The organism is Thermocrispum agreste DSM 44070 (assembly GCF_000427905.1).
GTDB classification, from domain to species: domain Bacteria; phylum Actinomycetota; class Actinomycetes; order Mycobacteriales; family Pseudonocardiaceae; genus Thermocrispum; species Thermocrispum agreste.
This window is the reverse complement of sequence record NZ_ATYX01000005.1, coordinates 411,086-433,351: the sequence shown is the minus strand read 5'-3', so window position 1 is coordinate 433,351 and position 22,266 is coordinate 411,086. Positions and strand designations below refer to the sequence as shown.

At 69.6% G+C, this 22,266-nt stretch carries 17 protein-coding genes and 1 pseudogene; 9 read left to right on the top strand and 9 right to left on the bottom strand.

Features of this window, described 5'->3' with window-relative positions:
- The first annotated feature begins 55 nt into the window (after positions 1 to 55).
- The 3 genes from YWY_RS0101960 to YWY_RS19740 all read left to right on the top strand — a co-directional run bounded on the left by YWY_RS0101960 (position 56) and on the right by YWY_RS19740 (position 3,010).
- Positions 56 to 745 (top strand): response regulator transcription factor, encoded by a 690-nt coding sequence (locus YWY_RS0101960; RefSeq protein ID WP_038044237.1) that lies wholly within the window; start codon positions 56 to 58, stop codon positions 743 to 745.
- Positions 742 to 1,821: a sensor histidine kinase gene (locus YWY_RS19745; protein ID WP_051309498.1), complete on the top strand. Its 1,080-nt coding sequence runs from the start codon at positions 742 to 744 to the stop codon at positions 1,819 to 1,821. The genes YWY_RS0101960 and YWY_RS19745 overlap by 4 nt, the downstream gene beginning before the upstream one ends.
- 88 nt (positions 1,822 to 1,909) lie before the next feature.
- Positions 1,910 to 3,010: an alpha/beta hydrolase gene (locus YWY_RS19740; RefSeq protein ID WP_084608782.1), complete on the top strand. Its 1,101-nt coding sequence runs from the start codon at positions 1,910 to 1,912 to the stop codon at positions 3,008 to 3,010.
- 50 nt (positions 3,011 to 3,060) lie between these two features.
- Here YWY_RS19740 and YWY_RS0101945 read toward each other — a convergent pair whose 3' ends face one another.
- Positions 3,061 to 4,641, bottom strand: a complete 1,581-nt coding sequence (locus tag YWY_RS0101945; protein ID WP_028846252.1) for an ABC-F family ATP-binding cassette domain-containing protein — start codon at positions 4,639 to 4,641, stop codon at positions 3,061 to 3,063.
- A gap of 311 nt (positions 4,642 to 4,952) precedes the next feature.
- Complete coding sequence (locus tag YWY_RS19735; protein WP_038044235.1) at positions 4,953 to 5,663, bottom strand: hypothetical protein; 711 nt, start codon at positions 5,661 to 5,663, stop codon at positions 4,953 to 4,955.
- 303 nt (positions 5,664 to 5,966) lie between these two features.
- Here YWY_RS19735 and YWY_RS19730 point away from each other — a divergent pair, with 303 nt between their 5' ends.
- Complete coding sequence (locus YWY_RS19730) at positions 5,967 to 7,451, top strand: sugar transferase (RefSeq protein WP_084608781.1); 1,485 nt, start codon at positions 5,967 to 5,969, stop codon at positions 7,449 to 7,451.
- Here the strand turns inward: YWY_RS19730 and YWY_RS0101930 are convergent.
- A complete protein-coding gene (locus tag YWY_RS0101930) occupies positions 7,445 to 8,602 on the bottom strand; it encodes a glycosyltransferase (RefSeq protein WP_028846251.1) in 1,158 nt (385 codons plus the stop codon). The genes YWY_RS19730 and YWY_RS0101930 overlap by 7 nt on opposite strands.
- On the bottom strand, positions 8,599 to 9,861 hold the full coding sequence (locus YWY_RS19725) for an O-antigen ligase family protein (RefSeq protein ID WP_084608821.1): 1,263 nt from the start codon (positions 9,859 to 9,861) through the stop codon (positions 8,599 to 8,601). The genes YWY_RS0101930 and YWY_RS19725 overlap by 4 nt, the downstream gene beginning before the upstream one ends.
- A 222-nt stretch (positions 9,862 to 10,083) precedes the next feature.
- Between YWY_RS19725 and YWY_RS19720 the strand changes: the two genes are divergently transcribed.
- On the top strand, positions 10,084 to 11,244 hold the full coding sequence (locus tag YWY_RS19720) for a DUF1972 domain-containing protein (protein ID WP_038044234.1): 1,161 nt from the start codon (positions 10,084 to 10,086) through the stop codon (positions 11,242 to 11,244).
- Positions 11,241 to 12,905: a delta-60 repeat domain-containing protein gene (locus YWY_RS0101915; RefSeq protein WP_028846250.1), complete on the top strand. Its 1,665-nt coding sequence runs from the start codon at positions 11,241 to 11,243 to the stop codon at positions 12,903 to 12,905. The genes YWY_RS19720 and YWY_RS0101915 overlap by 4 nt, the downstream gene beginning before the upstream one ends.
- A gap of 111 nt (positions 12,906 to 13,016) precedes the next feature.
- On the opposite strand, the pseudogene YWY_RS24500 reads toward YWY_RS0101915, so the two are convergent.
- The 4 genes and pseudogenes from YWY_RS24500 to YWY_RS19715 all read right to left on the bottom strand — a co-directional run.
- A pseudogene (locus YWY_RS24500) lies at positions 13,017 to 13,205 on the bottom strand (beta clamp domain-containing protein); the annotation flags it as partial.
- A gap of 141 nt (positions 13,206 to 13,346) precedes the next feature.
- On the bottom strand, positions 13,347 to 15,071 hold the full coding sequence (locus YWY_RS0101910) for a right-handed parallel beta-helix repeat-containing protein (protein WP_028846249.1): 1,725 nt from the start codon (positions 15,069 to 15,071) through the stop codon (positions 13,347 to 13,349).
- Positions 15,072 to 15,073: 2 nt separating this feature from the next.
- A complete protein-coding gene (locus YWY_RS23925) occupies positions 15,074 to 15,511 on the bottom strand; it encodes an FAD synthase family protein (RefSeq protein ID WP_028846248.1) in 438 nt (145 codons plus the stop codon).
- Positions 15,508 to 16,260, bottom strand: coding sequence for a CDP-alcohol phosphatidyltransferase family protein (locus YWY_RS19715; RefSeq protein ID WP_038044233.1), 753 nt, complete (start codon positions 16,258 to 16,260; stop codon positions 15,508 to 15,510). Before YWY_RS19715 ends, YWY_RS23925 begins: the two co-directional genes overlap by 4 nt.
- Before the next feature lie 255 nt (positions 16,261 to 16,515).
- Between YWY_RS19715 and YWY_RS19710 the strand changes: the two genes are divergently transcribed.
- Together YWY_RS19710 and YWY_RS19705 are read left to right on the top strand one after the other, a co-directional pair.
- A complete protein-coding gene (locus YWY_RS19710) occupies positions 16,516 to 18,012 on the top strand; it encodes an AAA family ATPase (RefSeq protein WP_051309496.1) in 1,497 nt (498 codons plus the stop codon).
- Positions 18,009 to 19,262: an oligosaccharide flippase family protein gene (locus YWY_RS19705; RefSeq protein ID WP_156899053.1), complete on the top strand. Its 1,254-nt coding sequence runs from the start codon at positions 18,009 to 18,011 to the stop codon at positions 19,260 to 19,262. Before YWY_RS19710 ends, YWY_RS19705 begins: the two co-directional genes overlap by 4 nt.
- A gap of 148 nt (positions 19,263 to 19,410) precedes the next feature.
- Here the strand turns inward: YWY_RS19705 and YWY_RS0101885 are convergent, their stop codons facing one another.
- A complete protein-coding gene (locus tag YWY_RS0101885; RefSeq protein ID WP_028846247.1) occupies positions 19,411 to 20,838 on the bottom strand; it encodes an LVIVD repeat-containing protein in 1,428 nt (475 codons plus the stop codon).
- A gap of 613 nt (positions 20,839 to 21,451) precedes the next feature.
- On the opposite strand from YWY_RS0101885, the gene YWY_RS0101880 reads away from it, so the two are divergent.
- Positions 21,452 to 22,147, top strand: coding sequence for a DUF305 domain-containing protein (locus tag YWY_RS0101880; RefSeq protein ID WP_245566514.1), 696 nt, complete (start codon positions 21,452 to 21,454; stop codon positions 22,145 to 22,147).
- The last annotated feature ends 119 nt before the right edge of the window (positions 22,148 to 22,266 follow it).

Sequence of the window (22,266 nt, the reverse complement as noted above, 5' to 3'; positions counted from 1 at the left end):
AGAGATCTCTGTGAATGTGGCTGCCCACGGCCCGGCGTGGGCGAAACTGGTGCCCATGGGGCGCAAGGTGCTGGTGGTCGACGACGAGACGTACCTGGCCGAACTGGTCGCGACCGCGTTGCGGTACGAGGGCTTCGAGACGCAGATCGCGGGCACCGGCAAAGGCGCCCTGGACGGTGTGGCGAGCTTCCGTCCGGACCTCGTGGTGCTCGACGTGATGCTGCCGGACATGTCCGGGGTGGAGGCGTGCCGCCGGCTCCGGGCGACCGGCCAGCAGGTGCCGGTGGTGTTCCTGACCGCGCGGGACGCCACCGAGGACAAGATCACCGGCCTCACCGTCGGCGGTGACGACTACCTGACCAAGCCGTTCAGCCTGGGCGAACTGATCGCGCGGGTCCGCGCCGTGCTCAAGCGCACCGCCCCGCGCGACGACGACCGGCTGACCTTCGCCGATCTGGAACTCGACGACGCCGCGCACGAGGTCCGCAGGAACGGACAGCGCATCGATCTGACCCCCACCGAGTTCGCGCTGCTGCGCTATCTGCTGGCCAACGCGGGCCGGGTGCTGACGAAGCGGCAGATCCTCGACCACGTCTGGGAGTACGACTTCGGCGGCAACGACGGCGTCGTGCAGACCTACATCTCGTACCTACGCCGCAAGATCGACGCCGGCCGCACGCCGCTCATCCACACGGTGCCACGTGTCGGATACGTGCTGCGGCTGCCGGAAGGCCATCGGCCGTGAGCCTGCGTGCCAGGCTGGTCCTCATCGTGGTCGGCCTGTCGGTGCTGGGGATCGGCCTGGCCGTCGGCGCGACCTTCGGTGCCGTGCAGGATTTCGACGGCGACGTGGCGGAGCTCGACCCGGCCGCGTACGAAGAGCTGACCAGCCGGGTGGCCGCCGTCGCCATCGTGTCCGGGGTAGGAGCCGTGGTCGCGATGGGCTTGCTCTCCGCGATCGCCCTCCGGCGCGGCCTCCGCCCGCTGGAGCGCATCGCCGAAACGGCGGGACGCATCGGTGCAGGGGAGTTGTCGCACCGCATGCCGCAGGAAGCCCCGGGTACGGAAGTGGGCGTGGTCAGCGACGCGCTCAACCGCATGCTTGCCGAACTGGAGAAGGCGTTCGCCGAACGCACCGCGGCCGAGCAACGACTGCGCCGCTTCGTCGCGGACGCCTCGCACGAGCTGCGCACGCCCGTGGCCACGATCGGCGGCTACGCCGAGCTGTACCGGCGGGGCGGGGCCGAGCACCCGGAAGACCTGGCGAAGATCCTGGCGAGGATCGAGTCGGAGGCCTGGCGCATGGGTGTCCTGGTCGACGAGCTGTTGCTGCTGGCCCGCCTGGACGAGGGCCGTCCCCTGGAGCGGGCGCCCGTGGACCTGGCCGAGGTCGCGGCCGACGCGGTCGCCGCCGCGCAAGCCAGGGACGACCGCCGGACGTGGTCGCTGCACGCCGATCCGCAGGCCGTGGTGACCGGTGATGCGGCGCGGCTCCGGCAGGTGATCGACAACCTGCTGACCAACGTCGAACGGCACGCCGACCCGGGGCCGGCGAGCGTGCTGGTGCGGTGCGACGGCGACGACGTCGTCGTCGAGGTGCAAGACAGCGGGCCCGGCATGCCACCGGAGCAGGCCGGCCGGGTGCTCGAGCGCTTCTACCGCGTCGATCCCTCGCGCTCCAGGGCCACCGGGGGACACGGCCTCGGACTGTCGATCGTCGATGCCGTGGTGCGTGCCCATGCGGGCGCGGTCGTGGTGCGGTCCGAGCCGGGCACCGGCACCACGGTCCGGATCCGGCTGCCGCGCCGGGGCCGATTCTGAGCGTTCTCACAGAGCGATCGCAGCGCGCTGGAAGACCGGCTTGATCGACTGAGGGTGTTCCGGATTCCCGCGTTGGAAAGGACCCACGATGAAGCGTCGAGTTCTTGCCGTCGGGGCCGTCGCCGTGATGGCCCTCGGTACGGCGGCGACGGTCGCATTCGCCGACGACCCGAGCCCGCGCGCGACCAAGCATGCACAGCAGCTCACCTGCACGGCCTACCGCCTGCCGGTGCAGCACCAGGGCGCCGAGCACCACCTCTACGCCGAGCTGTGCCACCGCGGTTCGCTGCGATCGAGCACACCGGTGCAGGTTCTGCTGCACGGTGGCGGCTACGACCACCGCTACTGGGACTGGCCCTACCGTCCGCAGACCTACTCCTACGTCGAGTACGCCACCAAGCACGGCTTCGCCACGGTGAACCTCGACCGGCTCGGCTACGGCGCGAGCGACCATCCGGACGGTGCCACCCTCGACTTCGACGCCGGTGGAGACGCTGTGCACCAGGTCGTCGAGCATCTGCGGAACGGCACCCTGGGCCCACGGTTCGACACGATCGTGCTCAACGGTCACTCGATGGGCGGCATCGTCGCCGAGCGTGCCGCCGAGCGCGGTGGCGTCGACGCCGTCATCGTCAGCGGGATACCGCTGCACACCGACGACGAGGACGAGGGTGCAGGCGGCCCGGACGACGAGGGCGGTGACGACGAATCCGGCGACGACGAATCCGGTGACGAGGGCTTGTTCCCGTTCGCGCCCGCCGCGGACGATCCGCGGTTCGCCGGGCAGCCGTGGGCAGAGGGCTACTTCACCACCGTCCCGGGCAGCCGCACCCAGGCCTTCCACTACCCGGGCACGTACGAAAGCGCCATCGCCCGCGGCGAGGAGTCGGCCAAGGACACCTTGGCCCGCGGCGAGTTGTGCGCACTGCGGCCGTGCAGCGGGCCGCCTGCCGCGGCCGGGAACCGCAGGCAACCGAGCGGCAAGCAGGCCGAGCTGCCCGTGCTGCACGTCCTGGGCCGCCACGACATGATGTTCTGCCGGACGACCACGGACTGCGCCACCGACCCCGGGGCCGGCCAGACCAAGCACCTCATCCCGGACGCCGGGCATTCGATCAACCTCAGCAGGGGAGCGCAGCAGTTCTACCGGCTGACCATCTCCTGGCTTGCCCGCCACGGCATCCGCTGAACCCCCTCCGGCCGCCGGGGCCGTCAAAACGACCACGGCCCCGGCGGTGCTCATGCCTCCAGGTGCAGCCGCCGGGTCAGGTCGATCTCGGCCAGGAACGGCTCGTCGTGACTGGCCACGATCAACGCGCCCCGGTACTGCCGCAGGGCCTGCACCAGCTGCCGGACGCTGGACAAGTCGAGGTTGTTGGTCGGCTCGTCCAGCAACAGCAGCTGCGGCTGCGGATGGGCGATCAACAGGGTCGCCAGCGCCGCGCGGAAGCGTTCCCCGCCGGAGAGCACCCCGACCGGCAGATCGGCACGCCCGTCCTTCAGCAACAGCCGGGCCAGCTGTGCCCGGATGGTGTTCGGTGTCGCCGCCGGGTTGACCCGGGCGACGTTGTCGGCCGCGGTCGCCTGGTCGTCGAGGATGTCCAGGCGCTGCGGCAGGAAGCCGACGGGGACAGACACCTCGACTTGGCCGGACGCCGGGGGGATCGCGCCGGTGATGGTCCGCAGCAGCGTCGTCTTCCCCGATCCGTTCCGGCCGGTGACCCCGATGCGCTCCGGGCCACGAATGTCCAGCTCGACCGCCAGGCCGGTGCGCAGCACCGCGTCCACACGCAGCACCTTGCGCCCGGAGGGGACCGTCGTCCCGGCCAGATCGATCCGGATCGTGTCGTCGTCGCGCACCGCCTGTTCGGCCTTCGCCAACCGCTCCTTGGCCTGCGCGGCCTTCTCCTCGTGCATGATCCGATAGCGGCCCGCCGACACCTGGGCTTCGCGCTTGCGCGCGTTCATGACGATCTTCGGCTCGCGTTTGTTGGCGTACTGCTTGCGGCCGTACCGGAGCCGGCGGGCAAGAGCGGTACGAGCGGCCGTCAGGTCGCGCTGCTGCCGCCGGACGTCGGCCTGAGCGGTGCGCACCGCACGCTCGGCAGCCTCTTGTTCGGCCTGCACTGCTTGTTCGTACGCGGCGAAGTTGCCGCCGTACACGCGGAGCTTGTCGTCGCGCAGCTCGGCGATCTGGTCGACCCTGGCAAGCAGCTCGCGATCGTGCGAGACGATCGCGGCGGCGCCGGACCAGGAGTCGATCGCCGCGTACAGCCGCTCGCGGGCGTGGCGATCGAGATTGTTGGTGGGCTCGTCGAGCACGAGGACGTCCGGCCGGGCCAGGAACAGCGAAGCCAACCCGAGCAACACCGTCTGCCCGCCGGACAGCTCGCCGACGCGACGATCGAGCCCGACATCGGCGAGTCCGAGCTGGTCCAGCATCGCCCGGGCGCGCTCCTGGGCGTCCCAGTCGTCTCCGACGACGTCGAACAGCTCCGGTGCGGTCTCCCCGCGCTCGATCGCCGCGATCGCGCGCACCACGTCCGCGATGCCCAGCACCTCGGCCACACTGCGCGAGGTGTCCAGCACCAAGTTCTGCGGGAGGTAGCCGACTTCGCCGGTGGTGATCGATCCGCGCGCCGGGCGCAGGTCGCCGGCGATCAACCGCAGCAGGGTCGATTTCCCGCACCCGTTGAGCCCGACGAGCCCGGTTCGGCCGGGCGGAACGACGGCGTCCAGGCCGTCCAGCACGACGGTGCCGTCCGGCCACGCGAACCGAAGGCCGGACATGACGATGGCGGAAACAGCCGGGGAAGACATGGCGGGCTCCGGAGAGGTCGGCACGACAGGGGATGTGGGGCGACCTCAGCTGAGCACCGGCAGCTCCCTCCGGACGACGACACGGCCTGGCCGAAACATAGCCAGGCCGTGCCGAGCAGAGCAATCGAATTACCGACCAGCGAGCTCAGCAGGAACCGCAGCAGCCGCAGCCCGGGCCGGAGCAGTTGCTGCAGCCACAGCATCCACCCATCGATGACCTCCGGTTATCGCCATATCACTACATGCGCATAAGCGCACGATTGACGACGGTAACGATCGTCGGGAGGAATCGCTACCGCCGTCCGTGCGGCTCAGCCGTCACGCTCTGCAACTGCCGGTGCCGGACTCTCGCTGTGCAGTTCCTGCCACCGGCGTACTGCCAGCCGTGCTGTGAGATAGAGCACGCATGCGTTGAGCACGTGCCACATGAAGTGCGTGCCGAAGGGGACCAGGTCGCACAACGGCCGGTCCAACGTGCGCAGAGTCAGCGACACCGCGAACAGAAGGCCGATAGCGGCGTACTGCACGCCGTATGGGCGGACCGCAGGGTCAGCGGAGAAGTGCAGCGCGCCGCCGAGAAGGAGCAAGGCGAGCAACGCCGACAGGTACATGCCGGGCCCGCGCAAGCCGGCGAAATCGGCCAGCAGCGCGGTGAGCAGCGTGAATCCGACGAACAGCGGAGCCGCCAGCCAGGCGACCCGCCACTCCAGGCGCCAGAACAGCACCACGAACAACACGATGTAGTAGAGCAGGTACACCGCGATGAAGCCGGTATCGGCGACCGCGCCCCAGCGGGTGGCCGTCGTGTGATATGCGCCACTGCCCAGGAAGATCAGGAAGATGATCACCGGAAGCGCGCGGATGGTGCCTCTCCGCTCCGGTCCGCGCGCACGGCTGACCAGAACCCAGGCGCCGACGGCGGCGACGGCGAACGCCAGGTTGGTCCACGCGTTGAGCGGCTCGTCCCAGAAGCCCGGTCCGATGCGCTCGCAGTAATTGCTGAAGGTTTCCTGGGCTTGCACGGTTCCAGGTCTATCAGCTGACGGCGCGGAGCGGGAGTGCCCTGCGCCGGGCGGAGCCCCGCTGCGGCGGGTGTGCCGGTTGCCGGCGGGCGTGGCGATCGTCCGAACGTGGGGTGTGTGCGGCCGAAATCGCATGATCTGCCGTGAACCGGACGGCCCGGACAGACCGTGAGTGTGATCGACATGTGGGAGGCCACGATCGGGTGACTGTCGATCTCGCTAATATCCACCCACCGGTGCGGCGATAACTCCCGTGCGCGGAATGTGTCCCAACTGTCCGAATCTGCATGTGAGGGGAAGTGCATGCGTGACCGGTCGACGTCGGCGACGTCGTTGCCCACCGGCGCCATCGGGAGCGCGGTCCCACGCGGGAGCCGCAGGCGCAGCGGCCCCATCACGCGCTGGGAACGGCACTACCGGGCCGCGGTCGTGGTCGCTGACGCTGCCGCGGTGATCGGTGTCTCGGCCGCCGCGGGCATCCTCGGCCTGCTCGGCGTGATCGACGGCCTGCACCCGGAGATCGCCCCGCTGCTGGCCGTCCTGGCGCTGGTTTTCCTGCCGATACGCCGGGCATGGCAGCTGCAGATGCTCGGCGCCGACGCCGAGGAGTATCGCCGCGTGGTGTCGGCGATGTTCTCCGCCGCGGTGGTGCTGGCCCTGCTCGGGCCGTGGCTGGAGCACGTCGACGTGCGCCCATGGCTGCTCGGCGTGCTGCCGGTGATGACGTTCCTGGCGCTGCTGGTGCGCTACCTGCTGCGTCAGTGGCTGCACTGGTCCCGTCGGCACGGCCGCCGCATGCTCCCGGTCGTGGTGGCGGGCGGCGCGGACTCGGTGCGCGAGCTGATCGAGCGCACCCGCGAGCACAGCCACGTCGGCTGGCGGGTGGAAGCCGCCTGCCTGGTCGATTCCGATCCGGAGGCGCAGCGCGACGGCGAGATCGCCGGCGTTCCGGTGATCGGGTCGCTGGACGAGCTCGCCGACCACGTGCGCCGCGGTGGCTACCGGGTGGTGGCGGTGACCCCGCACCCGCACTGGACCCCGCAGGTCCTGCGGCAGCTGGCCTGGGACCTGGAAGGGACGTCCGCGGAACTGGCCGTGGCCCCGGTGCTGATGGAGGTCGCCGGGCCGCGGGTGAAGGTGTCCGGCGTGCTCGGCATGCCGATGCTGCGGGTCAGCCAGCCGGCCTTCACCGGTGGCGGGCGGGTGATCAAGGAGATCGTCGACCGGGTGGGTGCGCTGATCGGGCTGGTGCTGGCCGCACCGGTGATCCTGGCTGCCGCGATCGCCATCAAGCTGGACGACGGCGGGCCGGTGTTCTACCGGCAGCTGCGCGTCAAACGCGACGGCGAGGTCTTCACCATGTGGAAGCTGCGCACCATGCATGTGGGTGCCGACCGCATGCGGTCGCAGCTGCAGAACGAGGCCGACGGCCCGCTGTTCAAGATCCGCTCCGATCCCCGGGTGACCAGGGTGGGCGCGGTGCTGCGCCGGTTCTCCATCGACGAGCTGCCGCAGCTGTTCAACGTGCTCGGCGGGTCCATGTCGCTGGTCGGTCCCCGGCCGCCGCTGCTGGAGGAGACGCTCAGCTACGACCCGGCGGTGCGGCGCCGCCTGCTTGTCAAACCGGGGCTGACCGGGTTGTGGCAGGTCAGCGGGCGCAGCGACCTGTCGTGGGAGGACTCGGTCCGGCTGGACCTGCGCTACGTGGAGGACTGGTCGCTGACGCTGGACGCGGTGATCCTCTGGAAGACCGTCCGCGCGGTGCTGACCGGCCGCGGGGCCTACTGAGCCGCGCAGGCCTGCGCCACCGCGTCCGCGATGGCGGACCGGTAGGTGGCGGGGGAGAAGCGCTTCTCGGCGGCTTCCCTGGCGGCTTCGGCCCGCGCCGAGGCCGCCGGCCAGTCGCGCACGATGCTGAGCACCGCGTCAGCGAGCGCCGCGTCGTCGTCGCGCGGCACCACCAGGCCGTACCGGCCGCCTTCGACCGTCTCCGGCAGGCCCTGGGCATCGGTGACCACGACCGGAATCCCCGCCAGCTGCGCCTCCACCGCGGTGTTGCCGAACGGCTCGACACGGGAGGGCACGAGCGCCACATCGGCCTCCGCGTAGGCCTGCCACACGTCGGGTGTGAAGCCGTCGAACCGCACCTGGCCGGTCAGCCCGAGGTCGCGCACCTGGTCGTGCAGCTGGTCGACGAACCACTCGTAACCGGTGAAAGCCGACCCCACCAGCCGCAAGGTTGCCGACTGCCCGGCGTCGAGAATGCGCCGCACCGCCCGGATGGCGACGTCCGTGCCCTTGCGCGGGGAGAGCCTGCCGACCAGCACCAAGCGCAACGGGTCGTGTGGCCGCTGGCGGACGGGCGACGCGTTCTGCGGCCCGGCCACACCGTTGTAGATCACCTGCGTTCGCGGTCCGAGGCGAGGAATGGCCGTGACGACACTGCGTGCGCTCGCCTCGCTGTTGGCGACGACCGTGGTCGCGGCCAGCAGGGGAGCCGCCAGCGCTTGCCGGACGAGCTTCGGCACTTCGTCCTCGGCCTCGTGCACGTGGGCGACGACCGGGAAACCCATGAGGCGTGAGAGGGCCGACCACAGCGGCACCGTGACCGTGTTGATGTAGACGGCGTCCGGACGCACGGCGCGCGCCAGGCGCAGCATCGGCCGCACCGCGCGAGCAGCCTCCAGTGCCAGCCGGGCGAACCCTGCCGGACGCAGCGCCGCCTTCCGCAGCACGGGCGTGGGGCACAGCCGGACGTCGGCGCCCGCACCGCGGAGGAGGCGGGCGAGGTCGCCTTCGCCAGGAAGCGCGACGACGACCCGCCACTCGTGTTCGATCAACGCCGCCACCGATTCGACGAACATGCGATCCGAGCCGTACAGCTCGACGGACGGATGCACCATCAATGCCGTGCGCGGTGCGCTCTCCGCGGGGGTCACTTGGCCGACTTCCTCCTCGTGTTCCGGGTGATTGCGAGGGACCCCGTGCCGTACGGCGGCAGGGGTGCGGAGGCGTCCAGGCGGCCGGCTTGCGCGCGCGCCTGCAGTACCCACGCCAGCAGCAGATACAGCCAGGTGAAGGCGGCGTTGGCCGGGGCGCCGAGGCTTTCGGTGAAGATCGAGTTGGCCATCATGCCGAGCAGGACCGCCGACACCAGCATGCCGTCCACCCGCGGCTCGTCCTTGCGGCGGGTGAGCCGGTAGGCCGCCACGAGGATGCCGACGAGCAGGGCCAGCCAGGCCACCGCGCCCAGGATCCCGGTGTCGACCAGCAGGTTGATCAGCGCGTTGTGCCCGCCACCCAGCCCCATGGTCTTCAGGAACAACCCGCGGGTGGCGGTGAGCCCCCAGCCGTAGAGCGGGTGTTCGGCGAACGCGTCGAACGCTTGCGCCCACAGTTCGGTCCGCGAGTTCAGGGTGGCCAGCCGCTCGGCCGACTCGCCACGGGCGAAGTAGGCCTCGATGGCGTCCGAACTGCTCACCAGCACCACGGCGAGCGCCACCGAACCGACAATGGCCAGCTCGAACTTCCGCACACCGCGCCACCGGGTCCACAACAGCACCGCGATCCCGACCGCGGCGCCGAGCACCGCACCCCGCGTCCTGGTCGCCAGCAGGGCGCCACCGCAGATGGCCAGCAGGAACAGATACGCCCCGGGCCGCCAGTGCGGGCCGTTGCGGGGCAGGCCGCCGGTGAGCAGGTAGGCGGCCAACACCACGGTGGCGATCGCCAGCATTTCGCCGGCTTGCACCGGGTGCACGTACAGCCACGTGAACCGCTCCTGCTGCAGCGGCGGCCGAGGGAACGGCACCAGAACCCCGAAGACCGCGGATGCCGCGATGAGCACGGCGTAGGCGTGCGCGATCCGATGAGGCGTGTGCGGATCGGTGTGCAACGCCACGCATCGGAACAACGCCACCGCGACGGCGACCTGTCCGGCGCGCACCATGGCGAGCGCGACGTAGGGCGCATACAGCGCCGACAACACCAGCACCGCCGCGTAGGCGTAGCCGAGCAAGACCAGCCTGGACGTGCGGTGCAGCCGGGGCCGCGGCCGGAACTTCACGTACAGGAACAGCGCCACCGCCGCGTAGGTGCCGACCTCCAGCAGCACGAACGGATCGGCGTTGCCGGACACCGCCTGCGTGTTGTCGCGCAGCCGGAACTGGAAATCGCTGACCAGAACCAGGGCGATCACACACACCACCGGCCAGACCGGCGCGCGCTGCCGGGCCGACCGGGATCGGGACGTCGAGATCCTGGGAATGCGTTGCTCCTAATGGAGTAGCGTGTCCGGTTTGGACGACCTCGTGATCGAGTCTAAATGATCGCCCGGTACATTGTTGCGCGCATACGGTGCCGGGGGCGTATGCGACCCAGTGACGACTCCAGCTCCGCCGAGTTGCTCAGAGGTTGTGTCATGCGCATTGCCATGATCGGCACCAGAGGGGTTCCGGCACGCTACGGCGGGTTCGAAACGTGCGTCGAGGAGGTCGGCCGCCGCCTCGTCGAGCGCGGCCACCGGGTCGCCGTGTACTGCCGGACCGGGCGGGGCGAGCCGCGCCAGCAGGAGCACCTGGGCATGCGCCTGGTGCACCTGCCTGCGGTGCGGCACAAGGTCATGGAGACGCTCAGCCACACCGCCCTGTCGGTGCTGCACGCCTGCCGCGTACGGCCGGACGTGGCGTTCGTGTTCAACGCGGGCAACGCGCCGTTGTTGCCGGTGCTGCGCGGCGCCGGCATCCCGGTGGCCACCCACGTGGACGGGCTCGAATGGAAACGCGCCAAATGGCGCGGCGCCGGGTCGGTCTACTACCGGCGGGCGGAATCGCTGGCGGTGCGCTGGTCGGATTCCCTCATCGCCGACTCGCGCGCAATTCAGGACTATTACCTCGACCGGTTCGGAATCGAGACCACCTACATCCCGTACGGTGCGCCGATTCTGCCGGACAGCACGTTCGACCGGTTGCCGGAACTCGGCCTGCGGCCGGCGCAATATCACCTGGTCGTGGCCCGTTTCGAGCCGGAGAACAACATCCATCTCGCGGTGGAGGGCTACCTGCGTTCCGGTGCGCAGTACCCGCTGGTGGTGGTCGGGTCGGCGCCGTACGCCGACGCCTACCGGGCCGAGGTGGAGGCGATCGCCGCGGGCAGCCCGCGGGTGCGCTTCCTGGGCTCGGTCTGGGACCAGGATCTGCTCGATCAGCTCTACGCCGGTGCGCTGACCTACATTCACGGCCACTCGGTCGGCGGCACCAACCCCTCGCTGCTGCGCGCCATGGGGGCAGGAGCGCCGACATCCGCCTACGACGTGCCGTTCAACCGCGAGGTCCTCGGCGAGTACGGGCGCTACTTCAGCACCCCCGCCGAGCTGGCCCGGCTGTGCGACGAAGCCGAGGCTGAACCGGGCCAGGCCGCCGTTCGTGGACGGAAACAACGAGACATGTTGGACGAGCGTTACAACTGGGACGCCGTCGCCGATGCTTATCACGAGCTCGCCGTGCGCTTGGCAGGCCGTGCCCGCGGCGGGCGCTCACCGATTGTCCGCACTGCTCGAGTCACGAAGCTGGAGCCGCGATGAAATTGACCCGTCGTAGCTGGGCAGCACTCGGGGCGCTGGGTGCCCTGGTCGTGCTGGTGGTGTCGTTGCTGCCCGCGTCGGCGCAACAGAGTGCGCAGGAACCGAGCAAGCATCCGGCCACGGCGGGTGCGCTTCCGACCCCGCAGACCGACGGCATCGTGTTCGCCATCGAGATCGTCGGCAACACCGCCTACGTCGGCGGCCGGTTCACCAAGGCGCGGCCGGCCGGTGTCGAGCCGGGCGGGCCGGGCGAGGTGCCGCGGCACAACCTGCTGGCGTTCGACGTGCGCACCGGCCAGTTGCTGCCGTGGGCGCCCAAGGTCTCCGGCAGCGAGTTCACCAGCACGACGGACCCGGGCAACTACTGCACCAAGACCGGGACCAACAAGTACGTGTGCGACGCGGTGTTCCGGATCAAGGCCAGCCCCGGCGGCAGCGCGCTCTACGTGGGCGGTGACTTCGACCGGATCGACGGCAAGTGGCGGTCCAGGATCGCCAGGTTCGACCTGCCAAGCGGTGCACTGAACGAGACGTTCAAGCCGTTGTTCTCCAGCCGGGTCCGCGGGCTGGCGGTCGGCGCCCAGACCGTCTACGTCGGTGGCTCGTTCTCCAAGGTCGGCGACCAAACCCGCACGCGGCTGGCTGCCGTCGCCCACAACGGGACGCTCCGGGCGTGGGCGCCGACGGCTGACGCCACGGTGTTCGCGCTGCTGCTGTCGCCGGAGCACAACCGGGTCCTGGTCGGTGGATCCTTCGAGAAGCTGAACGGCAAGACGCAGCGGCGGATGGGCGCGGTGAGCTCCCAGACCGGCAAGAGCGTGTCGTGGGCGGCCAAGGTCAACGGCTCGCCGGTGGTCACCGACATCGCCACCGACGGCACCGGCGTGGCGTACTTCTCCGCCTACGACTCGGTCGGCGGTGTCGGTCTGGCCCGCTTCGAGGGCCGGATGGCCGCCAAGATCGACACCGGTCAGGCGTTGTGGTGGGACGGCTGCCTCGGCGACACTCAGGCGATCGCGGTGCGGCACGGAGTCATCTACGCCGCCTCGCACACCCACGACTGCTGGGCGTCCGAGGTCATGCCAGAAAAGGGTGCGTCGTTCCAGTACTACCGCCTGACCGCGGAGACCACGCAGGCGACCAGGACGGCGCCGCGCAACTACGGCCTGGTCCGCAAGGGCGACCCGATCCCGACGTTCTTCCCGTGGTACCCGAACACCAACGGCGGCCCGTCGAGCAGCCCGTGGAAGAACGGGCCGTGGGCCGTGGCGGTCAACGACGAGTACGTGGTGTACGGCGGAGAGTTCACCACGGTGAACGGCCAGCCGCAGCAGAGCCTGACCCGGTTCGCCGTGCGGAGCGTGCCCGGCGCGGTGCACCGCGGACCGCAGACGCCGTTTCCGGCGCCGACGCTGAGCAGGAACCTGCAGGGCAAGGTCGTGGTGAAGTGGAAGGGCACCTGGTCGGCGCAGACCGATGCCATCACCTACCAGGTGATCAAGGTGGGCACCTCGGAGCCGATCTACGAGGTCACCAAGTCGTCCCGGCCGTGGTCGATTCCGGAGTTCAGCTACACCACCTCGTTCACGTCCGGCACGTTCTACATCCGGGCGATCGACGAGGACGGCAACCGGATCGGTTCGCCGAGCGCGACGATCTAGCGCGCCAAGGCGGTCACGACCGGCCAGGTGAGTGGCAGCGGCGCTCACCTGGCCGGTTTCGCGTGTGCGGCACGCAGGCGATTGCGCACACTCGGCGGGAAACGACACGGCCTCGGCGATAGTGGCCGACACGCTCACCGTTGCCGAGACCTCGTTGTCGAAGCCGGAGACGGTCAGCGCTCCGTCGCCGTCGTCGCCACCTGCGTCGAGCGGCACACCACCAAGCACCGGGACGGACGGTCGAGTGGGCAGGCTCTTGGTTACCCAGTCAGTGCGCGACGCCTCGGCGTGCGTGTGCACGGCGGCTGAGTCGGAATCCGGCAAGGCACTTCACTGCAACACGGGGCTGCGCTCGCCCGGACGTACCGTTGACGACGCGCAGGCCGGAAGAACGCGAGCCATCGGCTCCCGCCGCATCGAGGCGGCGCGTGCCGAAGACGGCTACCTGACCAGGATGCCGAGGTCCGGATGTTGCTCGACCTCGACCCCGAGAGCCTCGGCGATGTCGGCGGGAATGGGCAGCCCGGCTTCGATGCCCACCGACCCCGGTTGGAGGGTGTAGTCGTCGGCCAGCTGGACGGCCCCGGGGTTGCCGGTCAGGCCGTGCTTTTCGAACCCGGCTTGGCGCAGATCGGCCAGGGTGGGGTAGGGCTCAGCCTTCCCGTTCCCGGTGACGAACACCGCCAGCGGCTCGTCCGACGCGGCGCGGAGGTAGCCGTTTCCGTTCGCCCGCGCGACGAACGCCGGGTTCCCTGCCGGGTTCTTGCGATAGTCGGCCGACTGCACGACCGGTGCCGCCGGGTTGCGCTGGATCAGCAGGTTGTTGACCGCCACCAGGTCGCTGGTCAGCCAGGTCAGCCCTTTCGCCTCGCTGTACCAGTCGAAGCTGGGCAGTCGCGGATCGTTGAACAGGCCGACCGCCGCGGCGCCCTCCCCGGTGATGGTGTTGTGGTACAGCCGGACCCGGTCCGAGCTGGCGATCTTCAGCCCGTGCTTGCGGTTGCCCGCCAGCACGTTGTCGGCGATCAACGCGGCACTGGAGACCTCGTAGAACATGCCGTGCCCGCTGTTGTCGACCGAGCGGTTGCTGATCACCGTGGCGTCGGTGCACCCCAGGTCGCACCACCAGCCGGTGGCGTAGTTGCCGCGGAAGACGTTCCTGGCGAAGTACGGCCGCTGGGTGCGGGTCACCTTCGCGCCCGCGGCACCGACCGCCTCACCGCTGGTGGCGAAGTGTTCGGCGTTGTTGCCTTCGAATCTGCTGCCGGTGACCCGCAGGTCGTCCGCCCGGTTCGCGAGCAGCCCGACGAGGCCGTTGTCGCGGAAAATGCTGTCCACGACCCGCCCGCCCGGCTGGAACACCGCCAGGCCGGTGGACGCGGAATAGCGGAACGTCGTCTTTTCCACCCGGACCCGCGGTGCGTTGACGACCACCATCGCGCCGCGGGCGCCATAGCGTTGATTCGACCCGTAGTGCGCGATGCCGACCCCGCGCAGCTGCGATCCGTCGGACCCTTTGTCGAACTGCAGCAGGTGGTCGTAGGCGGTGACTTCCACGGTGCGGTCGGCCGGGTCGTCGCCGATGACCACCGCGCCGTCACCGACGTAGAACGTGCCGGGCCCTACCTCTTCCCGGGTGGCGACCTGGCGCAACGGCTTGCCGTCCAGGAAAACCATCTGCGGCCGGCCTGCCAGGGGGTACTTCTCGTCGATGATGTCCGGCAGGTAGCAGTCGTTGCACAGCTCGTCCCGCCACCCGGTGTGCTGCCAGACCTTGCCCGCCTTTTCCCAGTCGCGCACCACCAGGCTGCCTTTGAACCACACGCGCTCGTTCGGGTAAGGCTGGATGGTCAGGCGTTTGCCGATCAGGCCGACTTTCTCCCGGTACGTGCCGGCCCGAAGCACGATCGTCTGCCCCGCTTTGGCCGCGCGAACAGCGGCTTTCAACGTGCGCAACGGTGCGTCTTTGCTGCCGGATGCCGAGTCGTCACCGCGCGGCGAGACGAACAAAGCGTCCTTCGGTACGGGGTAGGCGGTGCGGGGGAGCCAGCCGCCGTCGGCGGCGGCACCATGACCGCGCGAGAAACCCAGGTACACCACCAGCGCGGTGAGACAGGACAACGCAGCGAGCACCGACGCCACGACCAGGCCGGTGCGGGCTTGCATCGTCAGCTCCCCATGTCCCTCATTTCGACTGCCGACGTCAACCAGGAACGCAACAGCGTCGACGACGTGTGAATCGTGTAGGGAAAGTAGACCACGCGAGCACCGACTTCGCTGAGCAAGCGCTCCAGGCGCTCCGCGCGCGGGGTACCCCGCCAGTCGTCACCTTTGAAGAGGACGTCGTAGCGGAATTTCTTCCACGTCTCGAACTTGTCGACGAACTCGTCCTCGACCGCCTCGTCGACGTAGCGGATGCTGCGCACGATTTCGATCCGTTCCCGGAACGGGATCACCGGCGGCTTGCCCTTCGCGGCGAGCACCACCTCGTCGGTGACCACGCCTGCGATCAGGTGGTCGCACTCCGCGGCCGCCCGGCGCAGAATGTTCAAGTGTCCGATGTGGAACATGTCGTACGCGCCGGGCGCATAACCGACGACGGTCACCGAGCTCCTCCCCGGTCGATGTCCAATCTTCCGGCTTCCCGGAACCACTTCACCAAGGCCAGCGCGAGAAATGCAGCATTGGCCGCGAACAACCCTGTATACACCACACCGAAAACGGTGGGGAATCCGAATGTCAGGAACGTTATACAAAGCAGACCGTAATCGGTCGGTACGACCAGAATGCTGCGCACGGCCGAGTGCTTCGCTCCGGGCGGAGCGGCGGGGCCTGCGCCGGTGGCGCGGCGCAGCAGGTCGTTGAGGATCATCGCGAAGAACATCACCGCGGCCACCACGGTGAACCCGATCGGCACCAGCAGCCACTGGGGCGCCACGTCGAAATGCTGGTAGGCGGCGATCAGCACGGCCAGGTGCAGCGCGGAGATCTTGGCCGCGTCCACCACGTGGTCGAGCCATTCACCGGCGGCCGACCCGCCGCCGCGCAGCCGGGCCAGCTGGCCGTCCGCGGCGTCCAGTGCATAGCCGACGACCAGCAATGCGGTGATGATCACACCGACCGCGGGGGCCGGGGGCACCAGCGCGACGACCGCGATGGCCGCGTAGGTGAACAGCGCGCTGACCGCGGTGACCTGGTTCGGTGTCGCGCCGATGCGGTACGCGGCCGCGGCCAGCACGCGCCCGGCCTTGCGGTTGACGAACCGGGAATAGGCAGGCGCGCCTTTCGCGCTCTTTTGCGCGTAGCGCAGCTTGTCGAGGGCCTGAACGAAGCTGAGCTGGGTAACGACAGTCATGGGCCAACGGTGGTCGGTTCGGCGAACAGAATGGACACCAACGGACGTGCAAGAATCGCCGCCGTCAGCTTAGCGGACAGCGTGAATCGCGACGCGGTCCGTTCGGGCGGGATGACGGTACGGAGATTCATTACCGCCCTTATCGCCGCTTCCTCCGGGCGTGTTACCGGCGGCACGCGGCGGGGCGGGAGGTGTGGCAAATCTGTTAGGTTGAACCGTCCGTGATGGGCAGGGCCAGCCAGGGAGAACGATGACATGGACGAGCTGCCATCGCCACGGCTCGTCGACGCGGTGTGGCGGTACCGGACGAGCTCGCTGATCATCGTCGGCGTTGCGGTGCTGCTCAGTGTGCTCGTGGCACTGATCGTCGGCGAGCCGTCGCGGATGCAGGCCAGGCTCGCGCTCAAGACGCCGGACAAGGCCGGTGTGCTCGGCGTGGAGTCCGGGGAGACGGCGTTCGCCCGGTACGCCAATCAGCGTGCCTTGTTCGTCACGTCGGACAAGGTGATCGCGGGTGCGATGGAGAAGCTCGGCGGGTCGGTGACCCAGGAGACGCTGCGCGACGCGGTGACCGCAGAGGCGTCCGACACCGGCGAGTCGCTGGTGCTGCAAGTGGCCGCGGGTAGCCCGGAAGAGGCCTCCCGCATCATGCGCGCGGTCATCGAGTCGTACCGGGAAGCCTCCCGCGCGGAGGTCGCTCAGCGGGTCAAGGCACTGTTGGACACGCTGGCCGAGCAGCGCAAGTCCATCGAGGAGCGGCTGGCCGACACCCCGGAGGGGACCCGGCGCTCCGCCAACACCGAAGCGGCCGCGCAGTCGCTGTCCGAACTGGACAAGCGAGCCACCGAGCTGAAGGTCGCGGCCAGCCAGATCGGCGACGGCGTGGCGTTCGTCTACGACACCGAACCGGACCGCACGGCCCTGCTGCGCGCGGTGGCCAGGGACGGCGTCATCGGGTTCGGCGTCGGCGGGGTGATCGCCGTGGCGGTGGCCTGGTTCCGCGCCGACCGGGACCGCCGGGTGGGCAACCTGGCCGAGCTCGAGGCGCTGGTGGACGAGCCGGTGCTCGGCGAGATCGAACACGTCAGCAGGGACGAGGCCGCGGCGCTGCTGTGGCTGGGTGCGCCACCGTCGAAGACGTACCGGATGGTGGCCTTCGGCGTGCAGCAGGTGATCGACGAAGGCGTCCTGATCGTCACCGGCGAGTCGGGCAGCGGTGTCACGACCACGACCATCCAGCTGGCCAGCGCGCTGGCCCGAAGCGGGTTGAACGTGCTGCTGGTGGACGGTGCGGTGCGCACGCACGGGCTGTCGACCAGCATCGGGCTGGCGGCCAAGCAGCCGTACGGGAACGAGGACGACCATCGCAAGCACCCCGGCCTGACCGACATCGCGATGGGCAACGTGCGCCCGCAGAACACCATGCGGGTGGTCGAGCTCGGCGACGGCGTCACGCTCACCGTGATCCCGGCGGGTGCCTACGTCGACGGCGTGCTCGAACGGTTCAGCGTGCCGCTGCTGGACCGGGCGATCGGCGAGATGCGCGCGCAGTTCGACATCGTGCTGATCGACGCGCCGACGCCGGCCAGCGCACCGGAAGCGGGTGCGCTGGTGCGGGCCAGTGACGCGGTCATCGTGGTGGTCCGCCGGGACGCCGACGCGGCGGGCCTGCGCAGGCTGATCGAGCAGATCCGGATCGTCGGTGGCAAGGTCGCCGGGTACGTGCTGACCTTCGCCACCCGGAACCGATGACGCGCGCGGCGGCCGCGGTCAGGGCGGCGGTGCGCGCCCTGCGACGGCTGTCGGCGCCGGTCGCCGCCCAGGCGGTCACCGCGGCGACCAGCATGGTGCTGCAGGTGGTGGCGGCTCGCGCGCTCGGGCTGGCCGAGTTCGGGGCGTTCGCCGTGCTGCTGGGATTCCTGGTTGCGGCTTCGGCGGTGTACACCGGCTACGTCGGGGACAGCCTCGCCGTGCTGGACCGGCACGACGCGGTGGTGCGCGGCGCGTTGGTCGGCAGCGCGCTGACCTCCTGGGTGCTGGCGGCCGGGGCCGCCGCCGTGACCGTGGTGCTGCTGCGCGGCCCGGACATCCCGTTGCTGCTGGCCTTCTCGGTGCTGGCCGTCGTGTGGCTGGTGCGGGAGACCCTGCGCCGGTTGCTGATCGCCCGAATGGATTTCACCAGGCTGCTCGGCAACGACGTGCTGTATCTGGTGGTGACGCTGGCTGTGCTGCTGGTGGCTGCCAGCAGCGGCCTGACATTGACCGCCTTGGTGGTGGCGATGGCGATCGGCGCGGTCGTCACGGTCGGGCTCGGCGTCCTGCGGGTGCCGCGCGACGAGCTGCGTGACCTTCGTCCCGGCTGGCAGGGGATGGGCAGGCTCGCCCAGTTCGCCGGCTGGCGTGCCGCGCACGCGACGTTGCGGCCGGTGGCATTGCTGGCCGTGCGGGTGCTGGTCGGCGTGTTCGGGTCGCTGACGGCGGTCGGCCTGCTGGAGGCCGGGCGCCTGGTGGTGGCGGCGCTCCAGGTGGTGGTCAACGGTGCGGGCAGCTACCTGCTGCCGCGGTTCGCCGCCGCGGAGAAGCAGCCGGAGCGTGGCCGCCCGGACACCGCGCGCCTCGCCGTCGTGCTGGCCGCCGGGACGCTGGCCTGTGGCCTGGTGTGCGCCGCGCTCGCCGGACCGCTGGGTGAGCTGCTCACCGGCGCGCCCGTTCCCGGGTGGCTCGTCCTCGGCTGGTCGGTGTACCTGGCGGTGTGGGCGGCCGGCCTGCCGTCCGTGGCCGAGGTCGTGGCCCGCAAGCTGTCGCGTGCCACGTTCGTCGTGCGGCTGATCGACACCGTGGCCGGCCTTGCCCTGGCGTCGGTGGCGCTCGCGGCGGGCGCCGACGTCACGGTCGTGCCGTGGTTGCTTGCGATCGGGGGCTGCTACGCGGTGGTGCGGTTGCACCTGCTCGCCATGCGCACGCGGACGACGCGACCGCACGACGCGCCGGGCCGCAAGTAGCTCTGCCCACCGGGCCGGCGCGGAGCGACCCGCCTGCCGCGGCACGCCGGGTGTTGGATGATCTGCTTCCGCAGAACATGGGCCAGGGGCGCCTCCGCAAGGGAGACGCCCCTGGTCGTTGCCGAACTCGACTCAGGCCGCCGACGGGTCAGCGTTCCCGGTAGTGCTCTTGTGTCTGGGCATTGAGCACCTTGGTCCTGACCTTCTTCGCCGGGTCCGTGCGCTTGTCGTCGATGCGCAGGACGTCGAAGCCCTTACCGAGGTCGGACGAATAGATGTAGCCGTTGTAGTAGTAGCTGGACCACGTACCGCCCGCTTCCGCCGGGTTGGAGGCCGGGCCGCGGTCGAAGAAGCCGATCGTCTTCGGCTTGCGGGCGTTGGTGAAGTCCCACACCACGGTGCCGCCCATGTACCAGGACTGCACCATGATGTCCTTGCCCGGCACCGGCAGCAGCATGCCGTTGTGGGCGACGCAGTTCTCCTCGTCGGTCTGGGTCCGGTCGATCTTGTAGAAGCTGCGGAACTTCAGCTTCCGGTGCTTGCCCTTGCCGACGATCTGGTAGATGCCGTTGGCGCCGAGCTCGGGGCCGATCTCCGGGTTGCAGGTGGCCGCGCCGCCGCCGCCCAGCTCGTCGGTGAAGACGACCTTGGAGGCGTCGTTGCTGAACGTGGCCGAGTGCCAGAACGCGAAGTGCTCGGCGTCGGTGACCCGGTCGATCACCTTCGGCTTCTCCCGGTTGGTGATGTCCATCAGCACGCCGTCACCCATGCAGGCGCCCGCGGCGATGTTCTTCTCCGGGTAGACGGTGATGTCGTGGCAGCCCTCGGTGGGCACACCGCCCGGCTTGTCGATGTCCCAGCCGTCACCCGGGAAGCCGCCGTCCGGGAACAGCACCGGCGTGGCCACGACCTTGGCCTTGGTCGGCTGGCGCACCGGCACCTTGATGATCGAGATCAGGTCGTGCGGCGGCTGGCAGTTGGACAGCGACGGGGACGGCGCATACGACGACACGTAGATGTACACGTGCTTGCTGGACCTGGCCGGCACCAGCGTGTGGGTGTGCGAGCCGCACTTGGTCTCCACCGACTTGACGTAGCGCGGGTTGCGCATGTCGGAGATGTCGAAGATGCGGATGCCTTCCCAGTACGGCTTGGTGCCGTCGTTCTGCGGCTGCGAGTTGCACGAGTCGTCACTGCGGCGCGCGTCGACCGACAAGAACAGCAGGTTCTTGTGCACGCTGACGTCGTTCTGCGCGCCGGGACACAGCACGTTGGCCACGATCTTCGGCTTCTTCGGATTCCTGATGTCGTAGATGGTGAATCCGTTGTAGTTGCCGACGATCGCGTGCCCGTCGGTGAACGCGATGTCGGTGCCCACCGCACCGTCCTTCAACGGGTCCTGGAACGGCACGTTGGCGATGTGCTTCATGTTCGGGCTGGTGACGATTTCGTCCGGGCCCGGCGTGCTGGTGTTCGCGACCGCGGACGAAGTGCCGAATGCCGTGCTCGGCAGCGATGCGCCAAGCGCCACGGCGAGCGCGGCGGCACGCCAACGTCGGGTACGGGTGCCTGTCACGGTATGTCGCCTTTCTCCCACAGGTCGACGGTTCGGCGCCGACTCCCGTTGCGCACGGTACCGCGTGAGGTCGCTCGATCGCGCGACTTTTTCGTTTCAGTGTCCGAAATTCCGACACAAATGGCGCACATCCCGTGGAAGGCCGAAGGATCGTTCGCGTCACGCGAAATGGGCTTGCGACGAGGTGACCGGCGAGTCCGGTCACGGCCCGTGATCAATCTGGCCGTCGACCTGGTATTTACCCGATGTTTGCGGCTGATATCCGGTATGTCCGAAATAGGAAAGATGGGGTGTCGGCGAAGGCGCGTCGGCGAATTCGTCCGGGTTCCGGTATGCGTACCCGGACAGCGCCGGTCCGAGGTCCGGCCAGTTCGGCGTGCGGCCCGGCCATTTTCGGCAAGCGGAGTTCGTTCCAGGCCGCCGGTGCGGCTTGCGTCGAGATGCGGAATGCGGCAGGCGGCGCTCATTCGGCGGATGTCACGGTCATTGCCTCGGTGGGGCTGCCGTGGCGATTGTCCGGCATTGGTGACGGTGTTGACGGCGGCCCGGTGATGCGGCAAGGCTTGGCAGCCGCGCCATTGTGTGCGGTGCCGTGGAAGGAAAAGGAGAAACGGTGCGCAGATGGATCGTCGTGCCATTGACGTTGTGGGTGCTGGCGCTGCCCGCCTGTACCGGCGATGACGACGGTGGGGGAGAGCAAGGCGCCCGACCGGCGCCGTCGGTCATCGCGCCGGGCAAGCCGGGGGAGCCGAACAAGACGCTTTCGCCGGAGGAGGCCCGGTCCGCCGTTCCGAAGAACGAGCCCAACGAGGCGGACTTCCGCTTCGTCGAGGACATGGTCGTGCACCACTCGCAAGCCGTGGTCATGACCGACCTGGCCGAGACCCGCGCGTCCGATGCCAAGGTCAAGGCGATCGCGAAGCGCATCGCCGGCGCGCAGCGGGCCGAGATCGACATGATGAACACCTGGCTGAAGCGCCACGGCCGCGAGCCGTTGGACGTGCCGGGCGCCAAGGGGCACCGCCAGGGCGGGCACCACGGCCACGGCGAGCACGGCATGCAGCACGACCATGAGGGCATGCCGGGCATGGCCACCCAGGAGCAGCTGGACCAGCTGGCCGCGTCCCGTGGCGCGAAGTTCGACAGCTTGTTCCTGCGGCTGATGATCGCCCACCACGAAGGTGCGCTGACCATGGCCCACGAGGTGCAGCGCGACGGTTCCGACATCCGGGTGCAGGAGATGGCCGACGAGATCATCGCCACTCAGTCGGCGGAAATCGCCAAGATGGAGGCGATGCAGCGGGACTGATCCGGGCGTTCCAGCCGTTCGTCAGCTGGCTGCGATCGGCCGGCCTGTGGCTCGGACGGTGCTGTCCTGCCTGCGGTCCGGCGGGTTGCCGGGGCAGGCAGGCGCTGCGCCGGGGAACG